At 56.3% G+C, this 17747-nt stretch carries 15 protein-coding genes; 12 read left to right on the top strand and 3 right to left on the bottom strand.

The window, feature by feature from the left end; translation table 11 throughout:
• Positions 1-101: 101 nt before the first annotated feature.
• The 3 genes from ACKTS9_RS05250 to ACKTS9_RS05240 all read left to right on the top strand — a co-directional run bounded on the left by ACKTS9_RS05250 (position 102) and on the right by ACKTS9_RS05240 (position 4202).
• Positions 102-779, top strand: a complete 678-nt coding sequence (locus ACKTS9_RS05250; RefSeq protein ID WP_407879405.1) for a glycoside hydrolase family 3 N-terminal domain-containing protein — start codon at positions 102-104, stop codon at positions 777-779.
• Positions 746-1924, top strand: a complete 1179-nt coding sequence (locus tag ACKTS9_RS05245) for a glycoside hydrolase family 3 N-terminal domain-containing protein (RefSeq protein WP_407879403.1) — start codon at positions 746-748, stop codon at positions 1922-1924. The genes ACKTS9_RS05250 and ACKTS9_RS05245 overlap by 34 nt, the downstream gene beginning before the upstream one ends.
• 67 nt (positions 1925-1991) lie before the next feature.
• On the top strand, positions 1992-4202 hold the full coding sequence (locus ACKTS9_RS05240; protein ID WP_349215752.1) for a glycoside hydrolase family 2 protein: 2211 nt from the start codon (positions 1992-1994) through the stop codon (positions 4200-4202).
• A 42-nt stretch (positions 4203-4244) separates the two neighbouring features.
• Here the strand turns inward: ACKTS9_RS05240 and ACKTS9_RS05235 are convergent, their stop codons facing one another.
• Both ACKTS9_RS05235 and ACKTS9_RS05230 read right to left on the bottom strand, forming a co-directional pair.
• Positions 4245-5093 carry a DegV family protein gene (locus tag ACKTS9_RS05235; protein ID WP_349215754.1) on the bottom strand — a complete coding sequence of 283 codons (849 nt, stop codon included), beginning with the start codon at positions 5091-5093 and terminating at the stop codon, positions 4245-4247.
• A 27-nt stretch (positions 5094-5120) separates the two neighbouring features.
• Positions 5121-5567: a MarR family winged helix-turn-helix transcriptional regulator gene (locus tag ACKTS9_RS05230; RefSeq protein WP_349215756.1), complete on the bottom strand. Its 447-nt coding sequence runs from the start codon at positions 5565-5567 to the stop codon at positions 5121-5123.
• Between the two features lie 195 nt (positions 5568-5762).
• On the opposite strand from ACKTS9_RS05230, the gene ACKTS9_RS05225 reads away from it, so the two are divergent.
• Positions 5763-6266, top strand: coding sequence for a DUF4352 domain-containing protein (locus ACKTS9_RS05225; protein ID WP_407879398.1), 504 nt, complete (start codon positions 5763-5765; stop codon positions 6264-6266).
• Positions 6267-6335: 69 nt separating this feature from the next.
• Here ACKTS9_RS05225 and ACKTS9_RS05220 read toward each other — a convergent pair whose 3' ends face one another.
• Complete coding sequence (locus tag ACKTS9_RS05220; protein ID WP_349215758.1) at positions 6336-6914, bottom strand: TetR/AcrR family transcriptional regulator; 579 nt, start codon at positions 6912-6914, stop codon at positions 6336-6338.
• Positions 6915-7119: 205 nt separating this feature from the next.
• On the opposite strand from ACKTS9_RS05220, the gene ACKTS9_RS05215 reads away from it, so the two are divergent.
• The 8 genes from ACKTS9_RS05215 (at position 7120) to prmC (ending at position 17659) form a co-directional block, all read left to right on the top strand.
• Positions 7120-7827, top strand: coding sequence for an ABC transporter ATP-binding protein (locus ACKTS9_RS05215; RefSeq protein WP_349215759.1), 708 nt, complete (start codon positions 7120-7122; stop codon positions 7825-7827).
• A complete protein-coding gene (locus ACKTS9_RS05210) occupies positions 7828-11502 on the top strand; it encodes an FtsX-like permease family protein (protein WP_349215760.1) in 3675 nt (1224 codons plus the stop codon).
• 102 nt (positions 11503-11604) lie between these two features.
• Positions 11605-12369 (top strand): ZIP family metal transporter, encoded by a 765-nt coding sequence (locus ACKTS9_RS05205; protein ID WP_349215761.1) that lies wholly within the window; start codon positions 11605-11607, stop codon positions 12367-12369.
• A gap of 71 nt (positions 12370-12440) precedes the next feature.
• Positions 12441-13715, top strand: coding sequence for a hypothetical protein (locus tag ACKTS9_RS05200; RefSeq protein ID WP_349215762.1), 1275 nt, complete (start codon positions 12441-12443; stop codon positions 13713-13715).
• An 18-nt stretch (positions 13716-13733) separates the two neighbouring features.
• Positions 13734-14432, top strand: coding sequence for a response regulator transcription factor (locus ACKTS9_RS05195; RefSeq protein WP_349215763.1), 699 nt, complete (start codon positions 13734-13736; stop codon positions 14430-14432).
• 31 nt (positions 14433-14463) lie between these two features.
• Positions 14464-15894, top strand: coding sequence for a sensor histidine kinase (locus ACKTS9_RS05190; protein ID WP_349215765.1), 1431 nt, complete (start codon positions 14464-14466; stop codon positions 15892-15894).
• Positions 15891-16832 carry a DUF1385 domain-containing protein gene (locus tag ACKTS9_RS05185; protein ID WP_407879394.1) on the top strand — a complete coding sequence of 314 codons (942 nt, stop codon included), beginning with the start codon at positions 15891-15893 and terminating at the stop codon, positions 16830-16832. The genes ACKTS9_RS05190 and ACKTS9_RS05185 overlap by 4 nt, the downstream gene beginning before the upstream one ends.
• On the top strand, positions 16829-17659 hold the full coding sequence (gene prmC, locus ACKTS9_RS05180) for a peptide chain release factor N(5)-glutamine methyltransferase (RefSeq protein ID WP_349215766.1): 831 nt from the start codon (positions 16829-16831) through the stop codon (positions 17657-17659). Before ACKTS9_RS05185 ends, prmC begins: the two co-directional genes overlap by 4 nt.
• Positions 17660-17747 lie beyond the last annotated feature (88 nt).

Genomic DNA, 17747 nt, shown 5'->3' with positions numbered 1-17747 from the left:
TTTCTCATTGCTCTTTGAAAAATCCGATATTATTAAAGTGTAGAAAACCGGGGGCGACACCCGGACGGAGTGAAACTGGTTGATTAAAGGAGGATGTTCACATGGTAGATTTGAGAGCAAATCCGTTTTTTCTGGATGACGAAGGCGTAGCGTGGGTAAAGAACACGATCGCCGGCATGACGCTGGAAGAGAAAATCGGACAGCTGTTTTTTAACATGGGTTCTTCCCGTGAGGAAAGCTATCTGAAAGAGAGCGTACAGAAATACCACATTGGTGGCGTGCGTTACAATCCGGGAAAATCGGACGAGATTTATGAGCAGAACCGCATTTTGCAGGAGAATGCGAAAATTCCTCTGATCATTGCCTGCAACACCGAGGGCGGCGGAAACGGCGCCTGCACCGATGGCACGGAAATCGGTATGCCGGTGAAGATCGGCGCGACCGGCGATGAAAAATATGCCTATGAGATGGGCCGGATCGCCAACAAAGAGGCTGCGGCCATCGGCTGCAACCTGAGCTTTGCTCCGCTGTCGGACATCAACCAGAACTGGCGCAACCCCGTTATCTCGAAACGCTGCTTCTCCAATGACCCGGATGTGGTGGCGCGCATGACGCAGGCTTACTTTAAAGGCACACACGAGAATGCCGGCTTCGGCTGTGCGGCCAAGCACTTCCCCGGCGACGGCATTGACGAGCGTGACCAGCACCTGTCCCCAGTGTTAACAGCGCGGACTGCGATACCTGGATGGCCACTTACGGAAAAGTGTACAAAGGCCTGATCGACTGCGGTTTGGAGGCTGTGATGGCAGGCCACATCATGCAGCCCGCCTGGACCCGTAAAATCAATCCTTCCATCAAAGACGAAGACATCATGCCCGCCACTCTCAGCCCGGAACTGCTGCAGGGCCTGCTCCGCAAGGAACTGGGCTTCAACGGTATGATCCTGACCGACGCGTCTCACATGGTGGGCCTGACCTGCATGATGAAGCGCTGCGACGTTCTGCCGCGTGCCATTGCTGCGGGCTGCGACATGTTCCTGTTCTTCAACGATATGGATGAAGATTTCGGCTATATGATGGACGGATACAAGAAAGGCATCATCACCGAAGAGCGCCTGCAGGAGGCTCTGGAGCGCATTCTGGGCCTGAAAGCCCGTCTGGGACTGCACAAAAAAGATCCCACGGAGATCATGCCGCCCCGTGAGGATGTGGCACGCATCGTGGGCTGTGACGAGCACAAGGCCATGGCGCGCGAGGTCAGCGAGCGGGCTGTGACACTGGTGAAAAACAAGGACAATGTGTTCCCGATTACTCCGGAAAAATACAAACGCATCATGATCGTGCCGGCCAAGGGCGCTTCCGGCGGCGGAATTTTCGCTTTGATGAAAGGCGGCAAGGGCCCCACGACGGCTGAAAAAGTGGCGGAACGCCTGAAACAGCGCGGATTTGAAGTGGAGATCTATGAAGATCCCGTGTCGAAACTGCAGAAAGAAGCGGCAGCCAAGGCGGCGCAGGCTGCGAAAGACGGCGAGAAGGCCGAAGACCCGGGCGCCGAGATGATGCGTGCCCTGATGGTGTATTTTGCCGGCAAAACGCCCATCAAAGACTTCGTGGCAAAACAGGACCTGGTGCTGACGCTGGGCGAAGTGAACGGCATGGGCCAGACCTGCGAGCGCGTGGCCTGGGCCATGAGCAAAGGCGGCGGAGAGATTCCCTGGTATGTGCACGAACTGCCGGTGGTGGTGGCCAGCGTGGGCCATCCCTTCCTGCTGGCGGACGTGCCGCAGGCCCGCACCTATGTCAACGCCTACGACGCCAAAGACGACACGCTGGATGCGCTGGTGGAAAAACTGTGCGGTGAAAGCGAGTTTACCGGCACCGACCCCGTGGATGCGTTCTGCGGCATGTGGGATACACACATGTAAGACACCTCCTCACACCGCGGAGCTTTCTGCGGTGTGAGTCTTCACGATGAAAGAAAGGAAAAAATTTATGCGCACACAGACTATTTTGAACAAAGCCCTGTTCGCAAAACAGGGAGAGGAATTTGCTGCAGTGACCCTGCCGCACACCTGGAACAATCTGGACGGACAGGACGGCGGCAGCGATTACTGGCGCGGCCACGGAATCTATAAGCTGCAGCTGCCTGCGCCCACCGCGGGAAAACGCCAGTACATTCAGTTTGACGGCGCCAACCACGTGGCCACCGTCAGCTGCAACGGAAAAGAGCTGGGCACCCACAAAGGCGGTTTTTCCACCTTCCGTTTTGACCTGACCGACGTTTTGAAGGCGGACGGCAATGAGCTGGTTGTGGACGTGACCAATGAGGAGTGCGACGTGTATCCGCAGCAGGCGGACTTCACCTTCTTCGGCGGCCTGTACCGTAACGTGAGCTTTATCGAGGCAGAGCCCGCGCACTTCGATTTGATGAAATGCGGCACCAACGGCGTATTTGTAACGCCCCATGCAGCAGGCAAGACCCGCATTGACGCGTTCCCCGTGAACGCAGACGGCTGCCTGGTGCAGTGCGTTTTGAAAGATGCCGAAGGCAATGAGGTTGCCCGCGAGACCGCGGCGGCGGAAGAGCATACGGTGGTGGTTCTGGATGTGGAGAATCCGCATCTGTGGAACGGCCTGCCCGATCCCTATCTGTATACTGCGCATGTCAGCCTGCTGAAGGACGGCGAAGTCAGCGATGAGATCGTTGTCAACTACGGTTACCGCGGCTTCCACGTGGACCCGGAAAACGGCTTCTTCCTGAACGGAAAAAGCTATCCTCTGCACGGTGTTGCCCGTCATCAGGACCGTCTGGACATGGGCTGGGCCATCAGCGAAGCAGAGCACGCGGAAGATGTGGCGCTGATCAAGGAAGTGGGCGCCAACACCATTCGCCTGGCGCATTATCAGCACGCACAGCCTTTCTATGATCTGTGCGATAAGAATGGTCTGGTGCTGTGGGCGGAAATCCCCTTCATCAGCGTGTTCCGCGAAGGCGAAGACGCCAAAGCCAATACGCTCAGCCAGATGACGGAGCTGATTTCGCAGAACTACAACCATCCTTCCATTTTCTTCTGGGGCATCTCCAACGAGATCACCATCGCCGGTGAGAGCGAGGCGCTGTATCAGAACCTGTGCGAGCTGAATGCGCTGGCCAAAAAGCTGGACCCCAGCCGCCTGACCACGATGGCGCAGGTTTCCATGGTGCCGATGGACTCCGAGCATGTGTACATCACCGATGTGCAGAGCTACAACCACTATTTCGGCTGGTATGTGGGCGATGTATCCGAAAATGGCCCCTGGCTGGATGAGTTCCACAGAAAGAATCCGGACCGTCCCGTGGGCGTTTCCGAGTACGGCGCCGAGGCCATTCTGACCTGGCATACTGCCAAGCCGGAGAGCCACGATTATACCGAGGAGTATCAGGCATATTATCATCACGAAATGCTGAAGACCTTTGCCACCCGTCCGTATTTGTGGAGCACGCACGTTTGGAATATGTTCGACTTTGCGGCGGATGCCCGTGATGAGGGCGGCTGCAAAGGCCGGAACAACAAAGGTCTGGTCACTTACGACCGCAAGATCAAGAAAGACGCGTTCTTCATTTACAAGGCATACTGGACCACAGAGCCCATGGTGCATGTGTGCGGTTCCCGCTTTGTGGACCGTGCGCCGGGCCAGCGCGACGTGATCGTGTACACCAACTGCCCGGAGGTCACCCTGTTTGTGAATGGCGCTGAGGTCGGCACGCAGCAGGCGGTGGACCACATGTGCGTGTTCCATGAGGTCGCGCTGCAGAACGGTGCCAACACGGTGACGGCCAAGGCCGCCGGTGCACCGGATGACACCATTTCTCTGAACGGTGTGGACAAACCCAATGAGAGCTATGTCCTGCCGCAGGAGGAGACCGAAGCGGGCAACTGGTTCGACGAGCTGGGCAACGAAGTGAAGATGGAGTTCCCGGAAGGCTACCTGTCCATCAAAGAGAAGCTGGGTACCATTATGGCCAATGAGGAAGGTGCCAAGGTTCTGATGGAGCTCTTTGAGAAACTGGGCGCCGGCAGCGGAATGGGCAAGAGCATGAAAAACATGATGGGAATGATCAAGGGCATGACTCTGGAGAACATTCTCACTCTGATGGGCAACAAAGTGCCTGCCAATGCAAAGGGATACATCAACAGCCTGTTGACGAAGATCAAGAAATAAGTAAAAAAACGGGAGAGGCGAGAGCCTCTCCCGTTTTTTGATTTACTGTTCCGGATGAGCAAAAAACGCAATGCCGCAGGCGCCGGGACCGGCGTGGGTGCCGATGACCGGACCGATGGGGAACAGAAGCGGTTTCTGCAGATGCAGATTGTTGGTCACATAGCGCATAAAGGGCTCCACACCTTGCTTCTTTCCGGTGTAGCCCACGCAGACGGGCCACTCCTCGTCAATGCCGCCCACTTTGTCGATCTGCTTGAAGATGGCCACATAGGCGCCCGGCAGGCCGCGCGCTTTGTCCGCCATTCCCAGCTTTTCGTTCTGCAGACCGATGACGGGTTTGATGCCCAGCAAACCGCCGGCAATCGCAGCCGCGGTGGGCAAACGGCCGCCCTTATGAAGATATTTCAGTGTGTCCACCAGTGCAAAGAGGTGCAGGTTTTCCCGGGCCTGCTCCAGGTCCGCAACGATTTCCGGTGCGGTGAACCCCTGCTGGACTCGCTGAATGGCACGGCGCACAAGAAGCTGTTCCGCCAGGGTGGCCGTTTTGCTGTCCACGATGTAAATGCCGTCGTATTCGGCTTCGGCTTTGGCAATTTGCGCACTTTGCACCGTGCCGGACAAAAAGCCTGCCAGAAGGACACAGATCACCTCGTCGCCCGCTGCCTTGGCATCCTCAAATTCGTTCAGGAACAATTCCGGGCTGGGCTGGCTTGTGGTGGGAAGTTTGGGCGCTTGTTCCAGCATTTCAAAAAAGGCTTCGGGTGTCAGGTCAATGCCGTCACGGTAATGCTCGTCGCCGAAGTTCACCTGCAAGGGGACAACACGCAGCCCCAGGGCGGCGGCTTCACTTGCGGGAAAATCAGCAGTGGAATCAGTCAAAATGCGAATCATAAACAGCTTCTCCTTTCAGATCAGATGTCAGCGGCTGGACAGGAAATAGCTATGCAGAGTTTCCAGCGCCTGACAAAGGGTGTCCAATTGGTCGTTCGGCAGGGTGTTCGATACCTGTTCCACCATGCGCTGGTGAAACAATGCGTGCTGGCGCAGTACGGGATAGGCTTTTTCCGTCAGTGTGACAAAAACCCGCCGCCGGTCGGTCATGGCACGGGTGCGCGCCAGGTAGCCTTTCTGCTCCAGTGTTTTTACAGACACCGTTGCAGTACCCGCCGTCACGCCCAGGGAAGAGGCAATCACGGCCATGCCGGCGCCGTTTTCGCCTGCACAGGCGGCTACGGCCTCCAGTACGTGCAGTTCGGTGACAGACAGATTGGGACAATGCTTGCGAAGGCTGGCCTCTTCCAGACGGAGAATGTCGCCAAACACGTCTACCAAAAAACGGTTTAGCATTTCCTGCTGCGATGTCATGCTCTGCCTCCTTTTAGTTTGAATTTCAAACAATCGCATTATACGCGAAGAATTTCCAATTGTCAACGGGGAAATAGCTCAAAATTTGTATAATTTTGTAAGAATAATACTATTTGTTTATTATCTTGCGTTTTTCGAGTTTTTTTGATATGCTGATAGCAGCAAAGTAAAGCATTGCTGCAGGAGGAATGTAGTATGAAAAAAAGCTGGAAACTGTTTGCGGTCGTACTGGCATGGGTTTGTCTGAGCGCCTGCGTGGGAGTCAATCCTCTGGCGGAAAAGAAGCTGGATGGCGTGGTGGGGGAAACCCTGTCCAATATGTTTTTTGACTGGACGGTCAACAGCGCGGAGAGTGTCGGAGAATATGAAGGCTACACGGCGGCCGATGGGTATCAGCTGTTGGTGTGCAATGTGACCGTGGACAATACGTTTGGGGAAGCATTGCCGATGTATGATTCGGATTTTCAGGTGCAGTGGGGCGATGGAGAGGAAGATTTTGCCTGGTCCCTGGATGCCTACAGCGACAAAATGATGCCGCTGGAATGGGAGCTGGCAACGGATGAGAGTGCCACCTATGATTTGGTGTTTGAGGTGCCTGCGGATTTGAGTTCTTTCGCAATCGTCTATCTGGAGCAGTATACCGATGAAGACGGAAACAGCGGAGAAGGCGATCTTTTTACAGTTCAGTTCGAAGTTTAAATAAAAAAGCGGCGTCCGGATTCGGGACGCCGCTTTTTTATCTGACAAGGGATTTCCCTTTTCAGTGCGTCATTGCAGGGCGGTCAGGCCGCGGACGAGAATGCTCTCCATCATCCCGGCCATTTCCAACGGGGACAGGGGCATGTCGTTTTCCAGCCAGTACTGAAGCATTCCCATGCAGCCGGAAACAATGAAGGCAAACACATATTCTTTGTCTGCGTAGCCGGCGCGCTCGAACTGGGTGCTCCATTTGTTCATAATGCGCGCTTCGACGATTCCCTTGACCTTTTCCACAAAGGCCATGTCGCCGTTGTTGCACAAGAGCACTTTGCACATGTCCGCATTGTCTGCCAGAAACTCAAACAGGCGGCACATGGCAGAGCTGGGGGACTGCTGGCCCACGATCTCTTCCGGCACCAGCTTCCCAAGAACATTTTCAAAGTCGGTGAGCATTTCTTCTTCGATGCGCGACAGCAGATCGTACACATCCGTATAATGCAAATAGAACGTTCCCCGGTTGATGTCACAGGCTTCGCACAGCTGCGTCACCGTAATTTCCTGAATGCTTTTTTCATTCATCAGACGCACCAGCGCCTGGCGCAGAAGGCTGCGTGTTTTGCGCACACGACGGTCATTTTTTTGCGGCATGAAAGGTCGCCTCCCTGTACAAAAAAACTTCACAAACTCTTCACAGAGAAAATCGACAAAAGAGCATACTACTGTCTATTTTTCCACAAAAACCTTGTCTTTGACGATTGCTCCATTTCACTGATACCATTATAATAGAATTGCGGTTGATTAATCAACAGTACGTTTATTAATTAACGTACTGTTTTTTTAAGGAGAGAGAAATATGTCAGGCCATTTTGTGGAGTTTGATGGCGTTTGCAAGTATTACCAGATGGGCGAAACGCGGATCGCGGCGGCGGACCATATCAGTTTCACCATTGAGAAAGGGGAATTCTGCGTGATTTTGGGACCGTCCGGCGCAGGCAAAACGACGGTTCTGAACATGCTGGGCGGCATGGATACCTGCGACGAGGGCCGCATTTATCTGGACGGCCAGGAAATCAGCGCATACAGCAGCAAACAGCTGACCACCTACCGGCGGTACGACGTGGGATTTGTGTTCCAGTTTTACAACCTGGTGCAGAATCTGACGGCGCTGGAGAATGTGGAGCTGGCCAGCGAGATCTGCAAGGACCCGCTTCCCGCGGACGAAACACTGCGGCTGGTGGGCCTGGAACACCGCATGGACAACTTTCCGGCACAGCTTTCGGGCGGCGAGCAGCAGCGTGTTTCCATCGCAAGGGCACTGGCCAAAAACCCGAAAATTCTTTTGTGCGATGAACCCACCGGCGCGCTGGACTACAACACCGGCAAGCAGGTGCTGAAACTGCTTCAGGCCACTTGCCGCCAAATGGGCAGAACGGTGATCGTCATCACGCACAACTCGGCTCTGGCCGCCATGGCCGACCGGGTCATCCGGATCAAAAGCGGCATGGTGCAGTCCGTAGAGATGAACGCCGAGCCGATTCCCGTGGAAAGGATCGAGTGGTAAATGCGCAGAACATATCGCAAGGTCGTGCTGCGCACTGTGCGGCAGACCATGAGCCGGTTTCTGGCCATATTTGCTATTGTGGCGCTGGGCGTGGGTTTTTTGGCCGGTCTGTTGGCAACCACACCGGATATGCGCTATTCCGGCGACAAATATTTTGATGAGACGAAGCTGTTCGACATTCGCCTGATGAGTGATTTAGGCCTGTCGGATGACGATATTGAAACGCTTCGCAACACAGAAGGCGTGGAAGAGGTCATGGCGGCCTGGTCCACGGACGTGATGGTGGACACTCCGAACGGAGACAGTCTGGTCACACGGATCCACAGCCTTCCGCTGGATCAGCTGGATCAGCTGGATCAGGAAGAACCGGAAAATTACCTGAACCGGCTGGAGGTGGTGGAAGGCCGCCTGCCCGAAGCGGCAAACGAATGCGTGGTGGAGCAGGGAACGCTCACTTCTGAATCGGTTTCCGTAGGGTCGGTTCTGACGGTTTCGGCGGACAACGAAGATGTGGACGATACGCTGGCCCGCCGGGAATTTGAAGTGGTGGGCGTGGTGCGTTCCAGCTATTATTTCTCTCTGGAGCGGGAACCTGCCTCGGTGGGAAACGGAACGCTGTCGCTCATCATGTATGTGGGCAGTGAGAACTTTGTTCAGGATGCCTACTCAGTAGCGTATCTGACCGTGGAAGGTGCGGCTGAAAAAGATTCTCTGCTGGATGAATACGACGATGTGGTGGACGTGGTGGTGGACCGGCTGGAAGACATCAGCGGGGAACGCTGCCAGATCCGGTACGATGAGATTCACGGTGAGGCGCAGCAGGAACTGGATGACGCCTGGGCAGAATACGAAGAGAAAAAAGCGGATGCGGAACAGCAGCTGGCCGATGCACAGCAGGAGCTGGACGACGGGCGCGCAGAACTGGAAGACGGTGAAAAAGAACTGGCCGATGCCAAAAGCGAGCTTGAAAGCGGAGAGCAGGAACTGGCAGAAAACCAGGCAAATCTTCCGGGCACGCTGAGTGCGGCGCAGGCCAAGCTGGATCAGGCAAAGGCCAGCCTGGCGGACGCTGTCAGCCAGTATGAGGCCGGCGTGGCAGAGCTGGACGCCAAGGAACAGGAACTGGAAGACGGCAAGGTGCTTCTGGAAGAGAGCAAGGCCCAGCTTGCGGAGAAAGAAGAACAGCTGGAACAGGCCGAACAGATGCTGCCTTTGCTGGAAAAACAGAGCCAGATGCTGGAAAGTGCCGCGCAGGCTGCGGAACAAGCTGCGCAGGACGCGCATGACACCAGCCCCATTGAGGATTTGAAGACGGCTGAAAGCGATGCTTTGGCTGCCTACCAAGAGGCGCAGAACGTTCGCGCCGGACTGGAAGAGCAGCTGGCGGGCATGGACCCCAGCGACCCGGACTACAGCACGGTGCAGCAGCAGCTGGAGCAGGCGCAAAACGAAGAGTCTGAGAAAAAGTCCGCCTGGGAAACGGCTTCGCAGCAGCTGTCCGATGAGCAGGCGCGGCTGGACGGTTTGGACGAGGCTGCTGCCACAGCAAGAGCAAAAGCGGACAGCGCCCAAAAGCTGTATGAAGAGACGTCCGAAAAAGTAACCACGGGGCGTCCGCAGCTGGAGGCAGCCCGTGAACTGCTGGAGCAGGAAGAACAGAAGCTGACGGACGGTGAAGCGCAGCTGGAGGCAGGTAAGGCGCAGCTTGCGCAGGCGAAAGCCCAGATTGACAGCGCGCAGGCACAGATCGCGGCCGGCGAAGCTGATTTGCAGGCTGCTCCGGGTCTGGCCCAGAAGGAATTTGATGAGGCACGCCGGCAGCTGGATGAGGCCTGGGAAGAATATCGAACAGGGGTTGCCGAGCTGGAAGACGCCCGGCAGGAACTGGAAGAGGGTGAGGCCGAGTACGCGGAAAAGAAGCAGGATGCGGAAGAGGAACTGGCCGATGCCGAGCAGGAACTGAACGATGCCCAGGCGGAGATTGACGAAATCGAAATGCCGGAGTGGTATGTGCTCACGCGCAATGAAAACGTCAGCTTTGCTTCCTTTGAGTCCAACGTGCAGAAGGTGGACGCCATCGCCAAAGTGTTCCCGGTATTCTTCTTCCTGGTGGCCGCACTGGTGGCACTGACCACCATGACCCGTATGGTGGAGGAAGAGCGGCTGGAGATCGGCACGATGAAAGCCTTGGGATATACCAAGCGCGCCATCATGCTCAAATACGTTCTGTATGCGATGACCGCATCGATCGTGGGCTGCATTGTGGGCCTGACAGTGGGCTTCCGGCTGTTCCCCACGGTGATCTGGAACGCTTATTCCATGATGTATAACCTGCCGGATTTGTATTGTCAATTCAATGTGAAATACGCCGTCATCTCGTCTGTGGCAGCCATTGCCTGTACGCTGCTGGCCACGTTGAACGCCGGATGGGCCACCCTGAAGGAAACACCGGCACAGCTGATGCTGCCCAAGGCACCCAAAGCGGGAAAACGCATTCTTTTAGAGCGTGTGACCTTCGTGTGGAAACGAATGAAATTCACTTACAAAGTGACGGCGCGCAATCTGTTCCGCTACAAAAAGCGGTTTTTCATGACCGTGGTGGGCATTGCGGGTTGCACGGCTCTTCTGGTGACGGGCTTCGGCCTGCATGATTCCATCAGCGACATCGTCTATAAACAGTTCGGCGAGGTGTTCACCTACGATGTGTCCATTTCGCTGAAAAACGAAAGCTCGCTGAACGAAGCAGAGATGCAGGACATTCTAAACGATTCGGAACTGGTGGAAGATTACCTGCCCATTCATCAGGAGCAAAGCACCAATTCCATGGGTTCCGACAGCTTTACAACGTATCTGCTGGTGCCCCAGACCATGGAAGATTTGCCGAACTTTGTCGATCTGCACACCCGCAAGAGCGGTGAACCCGTGGATGTGCCTGCCGACGGCGAGGTGGTTATCACCGAGAAAATGTCTCAGCGGATGAACGTGGATGTGGGCGACACGGTGGAACTGGAAAACAGCGACGGACAAAAGGGCAGCTTTACCGTCAGCGGCGTAGTGGAAAACTACGTGGAGAACTACGTGTATATGACCGCCAACACCTATCGGGACGGCTTTGGCCAGGAACCGGAATTCAACACGGTTTATGCGCGTTCGGCCGATGCCAGCCAGGAAGGCCGGGACGCGCTGAGCGAGGCTCTTTTGAGCGTGGATGGTGTTTCTTCCGTCAGCTTCACCGAAGACTTGAAGGAGACGTTCTCCAATATGCTGGAAAAGATCGATACCATTGTAGTGGTACTGATCGTGTCGGCGGGCGTGCTTGCCTTTGTGGTTTTGTACAACCTGACCAACATCAACATTACGGAACGCGTTAAGGAGATCGCCACCATCAAGGTGCTGGGCTTCTACGACAAAGAGGTTTCGGCCTATGTTTACCGCGAGTCCATCGCGCTGAGCATCATCGGCACTCTGGTAGGGCTTGTGCTGGGCATTTTCCTGCACATGTTCGTCATCCGAACCGCTGAGGTGGACGCGGTCATGTTCGGCCGCACCATCAAGACCATGAGCTACGTTTACAGTGCGCTGCTGACCATGGTATTCAGCTGTTTGGTAAACCTGGTGATGCACCGCAAATTGCGGTCCATCAGCATGGTGGAAAGTATGAAAGCTCCCGAATAAGCATGGTTCGGCGCGCCGGACGGGTTGAAAGCCCGCCCGGCGCGCCCTTTTTCATAACCCGGCCGGACAGCGGCATATCTATTTTCCGAGGAGGGAATGGAAATGCTGTTTGCTTTGCTGATCAGCGGTCTGGCGGGCCTGTCCACAGGAATCGGCGGTCTGGCTGTTTTATTCTTTCGCCGTCCGGGCGAAAGAATGATGTCTTTTTCCATGGGGTTTGCCGCGGGTGTGATGATGACGGTCTCTCTGTCGGATATGCTGCCTCATACGGTGGAAACGTATTGTCAGACCATGCCGGTCACCACTGCGGCGCTGTGCTCGACCAGTCTGTGCCTGATGGGAATGGTGGCGGCGATGCTGCTGGAACGCTGCATTCCGTCGGAGAGTGAGATGGCAACCGGGAGGGACGGTGTGCCGGCCGGCGCTTTGCGCAGTGCCATGGTGACGACGGCGGCGATCGTTATGCACAATCTTCCGGAGGGCATTCTCACGCTGTTCACCAGTTATGCGGACCCTTCGCTGGGGCTCACATTGGCTGCGGCAGTTGCATTGCACAATATCCCGGAGGGATTTGCCATCTCGGTTCCCGTTTACTATGCAACCGGCAGCAGAGCGCGGGGCGTGTGGTATGCGCTGGCGTCCGGGCTGGCGGAACCGGCGGGGGCGGTGCTGGCCTTCTCCCTTCTGCGGGGCTTTTTGTCGCCCTTGTTTCTGAATGGTCTGATTGCACTGATCGCCGGTGTGATGCTGTACGTCTCCGTCAGCGAATTGATCCCGCAGGGGTTTTCCGCCTCGCGGCATGGCGGCGCGGCAGCCGGCCTGTGCGTGGGGATTTTGGTCATGAGCATTGGCATTCATCTTGTTTAAAAACACGGTGTGTGGTATACTAATTGTAATTATTTTTTCATAATTCCATACTCAGAAAAGGAGGGGCCGCGATGGCTGTTTGGAAGCGGCTGGCCGCTCTGGTGTCGGCAATGGCGCTTCTGACCGGGTGTGGGGGCTTCCCGCCCGGAGACGACGTGGAAGAAATGCTGCGCGCGCCTCAGGCCACGCAGCAGCAAAGCGCCGTACAGAAGGCGCTCACCGCCACCATGGGCGACACCCTTCAGCTGAAATATCCCCGCGGCGGCGACGAAATGGCGCCTCTGCTTTTGGATGATTTCGATGGCGACGGTGAAACCGAGGCACTGGTGTTTTATACGCTGAAAAATAAAAGCCAGAATGTGGATTTTGCCCTGCTGGAACAGCAGGATGGCGAGTGGGTGGTCACCCAGCAGGTCAGCGGCCTGTCCAGTGAAGTGGCAAGCGTGGAGCGTGTCTCTTTTTTGGAAACAGGCGTGCAGTTCGCAGTGGGATATGCCAACTCCAACCTGGCGGACAAGTACCTGGCTGTTTACTCCTACGACGGCCAGACGGTAAGCACCATGTATACCCAGGCGTATGACTCTTATGTCATTGCGGATTTTACAGGCAGCGGTGTTCCGGAACTGGTTTTGGTCCCCACTGTGGCCGAATCCGGAGCTCTGGGAGTTCAACTGATTGGCGTCAGCAGCGGCCAGCTGGAAACATGGCATACGGCGCAGATGGACGAGCGGTTCACCGCCTGCACCGGGCTGATGCTTTCCATTTACGGAAAAGTGCGCGGCCTGGTGGTGGATGGAACGTTTTCTTCCGGTGCACATGCCAGCCAGGTCTGGCGTGTGATGGGCAAGGGGCTGGTGGAATGCGCCAGCGATACAACCGATGATATACCGCGCCAGTCCGTTCGGTATATGGCGTCTTTGAACTCGACGGACCTGGGCAACAACGGCTTGGTTCTGGTGCCGCAGGTGCTGGGCAGCGCTGCCACGGAACAGCTGGTCAGTCAGCTGTATTACGTGCAGTGGAACAACTATCTGGCCATGGAGCCGGCGCTTCAGTATGGCGTTTACGATTCAGAATACAGCTATTTTGTGCGCCTGCCGGACACCTGGAAAGATACGGTGGATGTTTCCATCAGCAATGCCACGGATGATGCGTGGAACGTGATCAGCAAAGAGACGCAGCAGCTGCTGGTGAGCGTGCGGGTGGTGGAGAGTCCCAGCGCTCTGACCGATGCCTATGTCCAGGGGGCGCGGGTCGGTGATCAGTACGTGATGCTTTATTTCGGCGATGATTGTTCTGCGCAGGACGCCCGCACGATTCAGCGGGGCGTGTGTGTGATTGAATGAAGAGGAAGGCGAAACGGTATGAGAAAAATACTGGTAGTGGAAGACGAAGAAGCAATCCGCGAGGTCGTCGGCCTGAATCTGCGGATGGCGGGATATGAGGTGTACGAAGCGGCCAGCGCGGAAGAAGCGCTGACGGTGTTCAAGGAGTGCAAACCCTTTGATGTGGCGGTGCTGGACATTATGCTGCCGGGCATGAACGGTTTTTCTCTGTGCGAAAACATTCGCCGGGATTCCGCCACGGTGGGAATCATCATGCTCAGTGCAAAAAGCCAGGAAACCGATAAGATCCGCGGCCTTTCCATCGGCGCGGACGATTATATGACAAAGCCTTTCAGCATCAGCGAGTTTTTGGCCCGAGTGGACGCTCTGGTGCGCCGGGTGACGCACAACGCGCCTGAAGAGCAGGCCGAAGACGACGGCCGCATGGTATCCGGCGTATTCGTACTGGACCAGAAAAGCCGTGTTTTGTACAAGAACGGGCAGCCCATTGATTTGACACAGGTGGAATTTCAAATCATGGAATTGTTCTTCGCCAATCCTGGTGTGGCGCTGGTCCGGGAGAAAATCCTGGAAGGCGTGTGGGGCGAAAATTATTTTGGCGATGTGAAGATCGTGGACGTGAACATCCGGCGTTTGCGCATGAAAATCGAGGACGAGCCGTCGGCTCCCAAGCACATCATGACGGTGTGGGGGTACGGTTACCGCTGGAACAGCTGAAGCAAAGAACAAAGAAGGAGGCAGCCCGGAGTTGAACAGCATCACAAAGCGCTGGGTGCGCGGCAGCCTTCTCATCACCATTGTGGTACTTTTGATGGCAGAGGCTGTGTTTCTCTATTTTTCCATCTCCAATTATTACGAAGGCGCGCGCCGCGCGCTTTCTTCGCGCAGCAGCACAATTTTAACGCAGCTGTCCGCTTCGGGCAGCCAGACGGGCGAAAGCCGCGAAAATGTGCTTCGCCGCATGGTGGAGCAGTTCTCCGAAAAAGATAAATTTGAACTGATGCTGGTGGACAACAGCGGCCGCGTTGCCGTTTCCACCACAGGCTTTTCCAGGGAAACGGTTGCAGGCAACGATCTGGTGAAAGCGCTGTCCAGTGAAGACGGCACGGGGTATTCGGTTTATCAAAGCGAAATGGGCGAAAAAGTGATGGCCATGACAGCTTTGCTGCCGTACCCGTCCGGAGATCTGCTGGCGATCCGGCTGGTCACCAGTCTGGCGCTGGTGGACCGCAGCATTGAAACAATGGTGGTGATCAGTCTGGCACTGGTCACGGCCATCATTCTGTTCAGTGTGTGGTCCGGCATGTTCTTCATTCGAAGCATCGTGCGTCCGCTGAATGAAATCGAGGCCACTGCTGCAAAAATTGCTTTGGGCGATCTGTCCATTCGCCTGGAGCAGAAATCCGACGACGAAATCGGCAAATTGTCCGCGGCCATCAACCATATGGCAGGTGAGCTGGACAAGACCGAGCGCATGAAAAACGATTTCATTTCTTCGGTCTCGCATGAACTTCGCACGCCGCTGACGTCCATCAAAGGATGGGTGGAGACCATTGCCGCGGTGGAGGATCCCAAAGATCCGGTTTACAAGCGCGGTGTGCAGGTCATCGCGGAGGAGACAGACCGGCTGTACGCCATGGTGGAAGAGCTGCTGGACTTTTCCCGTATGCAGAACGGCCTGACGTTGAAGCCGCAGCTGCTGGATCTGGCGGCGGAACTCACCGATGCGGCCATCATGGTGGAGCGGCGGGTCGAGCTGGAAGGGTTGCGCCTTGTCTGGGAAGAACCGGCCCAGCCGGTGCCGGTATCAGGTGACCCGGCGCGGCTTCGCCAGGTGTTCGTCAACGTATTGGACAATGCCATCAAGTATTCTCCCAAGGGCGGTGTCATCACCATCGAACTGCTGACCGACGCCAGCAACGCCTATGTGAGCATCACGGACCGGGGCCCGGGTATCTCGCCGGAAGATCTGGAAAATGTGCGCATCAAGTTTTACAAGGGCAAGGGGGCTGTGCGCGGTTCCGGCATCGGTCTGGCAGTGGTGGATGAGATCATGCAGGCCCATGGCGGCGCGCTGGACATTCAAAGCGAAGTGGGCCACGGCACGACCGTAACACTTCGCCTGCCAATCTATCACAGGGAAAAAGAAACAGAGGAAGGGAAAGGAACTTCAATTTGAAACAACAAACACCCAAAGAAAAATTTAAAACCAGTGTGGGCGGTCAGGCGCTCATTGAGGGGGTCATGATGCGCGGCCCGAAAAAAATGGCCATGGCAGTGCGTCAGCCCGACGGAGAAATGTACATCGAAACCAAAGAACTTACGACCCATTCGTGGCAGAAATGGCCACTGGTGCGCGGCGTGTGTTCGTTTGTAGACAGTCTGGTCACCGGCTATCACTGCCTGATGAAGAGCGCGGAAGTCTCCATGGGGGAAGAGGCCTTTGAGCAGGAAGAGAGCAAGTTTGACAAATGGATCAACGATACATTCGGCGAGAAGGCGGGCAATTTTGTAATGGCGCTGGCCGCAGTGGCCGGCGGTGCACTGGCGCTGGTGCTGTTTCTGGTCATTCCCACGGCGATGACCGGCTTGCTGGGACGTTTCGTGGAGCTGGGGCTCTGGCGCGCGCTCATTGAAGGCGTTCTGAAAATCGTTATGCTGGTGGGCTACATGGCGCTGGTCAGCCGCATGAAGGACATCCAGCGTATGTTCGCCTATCACGGGGCGGAACACAAAACCATTGCCTGTTATGAAGCCGGGCTGGAGCTGACGGTGGAAAACGTGCGTCCGTGCTCCCGGTTCCATCCGCGCTGCGGCACCAGCTTTTTGCTGATCGTGGTTTTGCTGAGCATTCTGGTGGGTGCGCTGATCACCAGTACCAATACGCTGCTGCGCATTGTATTGAAGCTGCTTTTGCTGCCGGTGGTCATGGGCGTAGGTTATGAGATCATCAAGTTCTGCGGCCGGCACGACAATGCACTTACCCGTGCGGTGAGTGCGCCGGGTTTGTGGCTGCAGCACATCACCACCAACGAGCCGGACGACAGCATGATCGAGTGTGCCATTGCGGCAGTTCTGCCGGTTTTGCCGGAAGACCCGGACGAGGGCAAGTGGTGACCGCACGCGAGGCCTGGCGCGCCGCGGCGCAGCGTATGCGGGCAGCGGGCGTGGAGGACGCTGATTTTGACGCGGTTCAGCTGGTGCGTTTTGTCACCGGTTTTGACGGGCGAAGCGAGGCGGAAGTGACGTCGGAACAGCTGACGGCGCTGGAGAAGCTGGTTGACCGCCGCTGTGCCAGAGAGCCGCTTCAGTATCTGTTGGGTGAATGGGATTTTCTGGATCTGACATTGACGGTAGGCCCGGGCGTATTGATCCCGCGGGCGGATACAGAACTGGTGGCACAGCAGGCCATGGAAGCGGCCGGTGCGTTTGAAGCGCCCCGCGTGGCCGATTTGTGCAGCGGCAGCGGCGCCATTGCGCTGGGCGTGGCGCGTCATGTGCCGGGGGCGCAGGTCACGGCGGTGGAACTCTCGCCGCAGGCACTGGCCTACCTTCAGGAGAACAATCGGCGCTGCGGCTCTCCTTTGGCGGTGGTTCAGGCTGACGTGTTCTGCTGGCAGGAAGCCGTGCGGGACGAAAGTTTTGACGTGATCGTGTCCAACCCGCCCTACATTACCGCTTCGGAGATGGAAACGCTCGCCCCGGAACTTGATTTTGAGCCGCGCATGGCTCTGGAAGCACCGGAAAACGGCCTGGCCTTTTACCGGCACATTGCACCGGCCTATTTTTCAAAGCTTTCTCCCGGCGGAGAACTTGTGTTCGAAATTGGATGGCGGCAGGGGCAGGCGGTGGCCGAAATCTGCCGGCAGGCAGGCTATGCGAACGTGAAACTGGTGCAGGATCTGGAGGGACGGGACCGCTGCGTGCGTGCCCGGCGCCCCTGAAAAATTGCATTTTTCGGCGGTTTGGGGTATACTATTTTCGTTCTCTGCCGGATTTTTGCGAAAGTCCGGTTTATGGGACGGATGAGAT

The organism is Owariibacterium komagatae (assembly GCF_045865535.1).
Taxonomy (GTDB): domain Bacteria; phylum Bacillota; class Clostridia; order Oscillospirales; family Ruminococcaceae; genus Ruthenibacterium; species Ruthenibacterium komagatae.
Note: the sequence above shows the minus strand (reverse complement) of the source record. Positions and strands in the feature narration are given on the sequence as shown.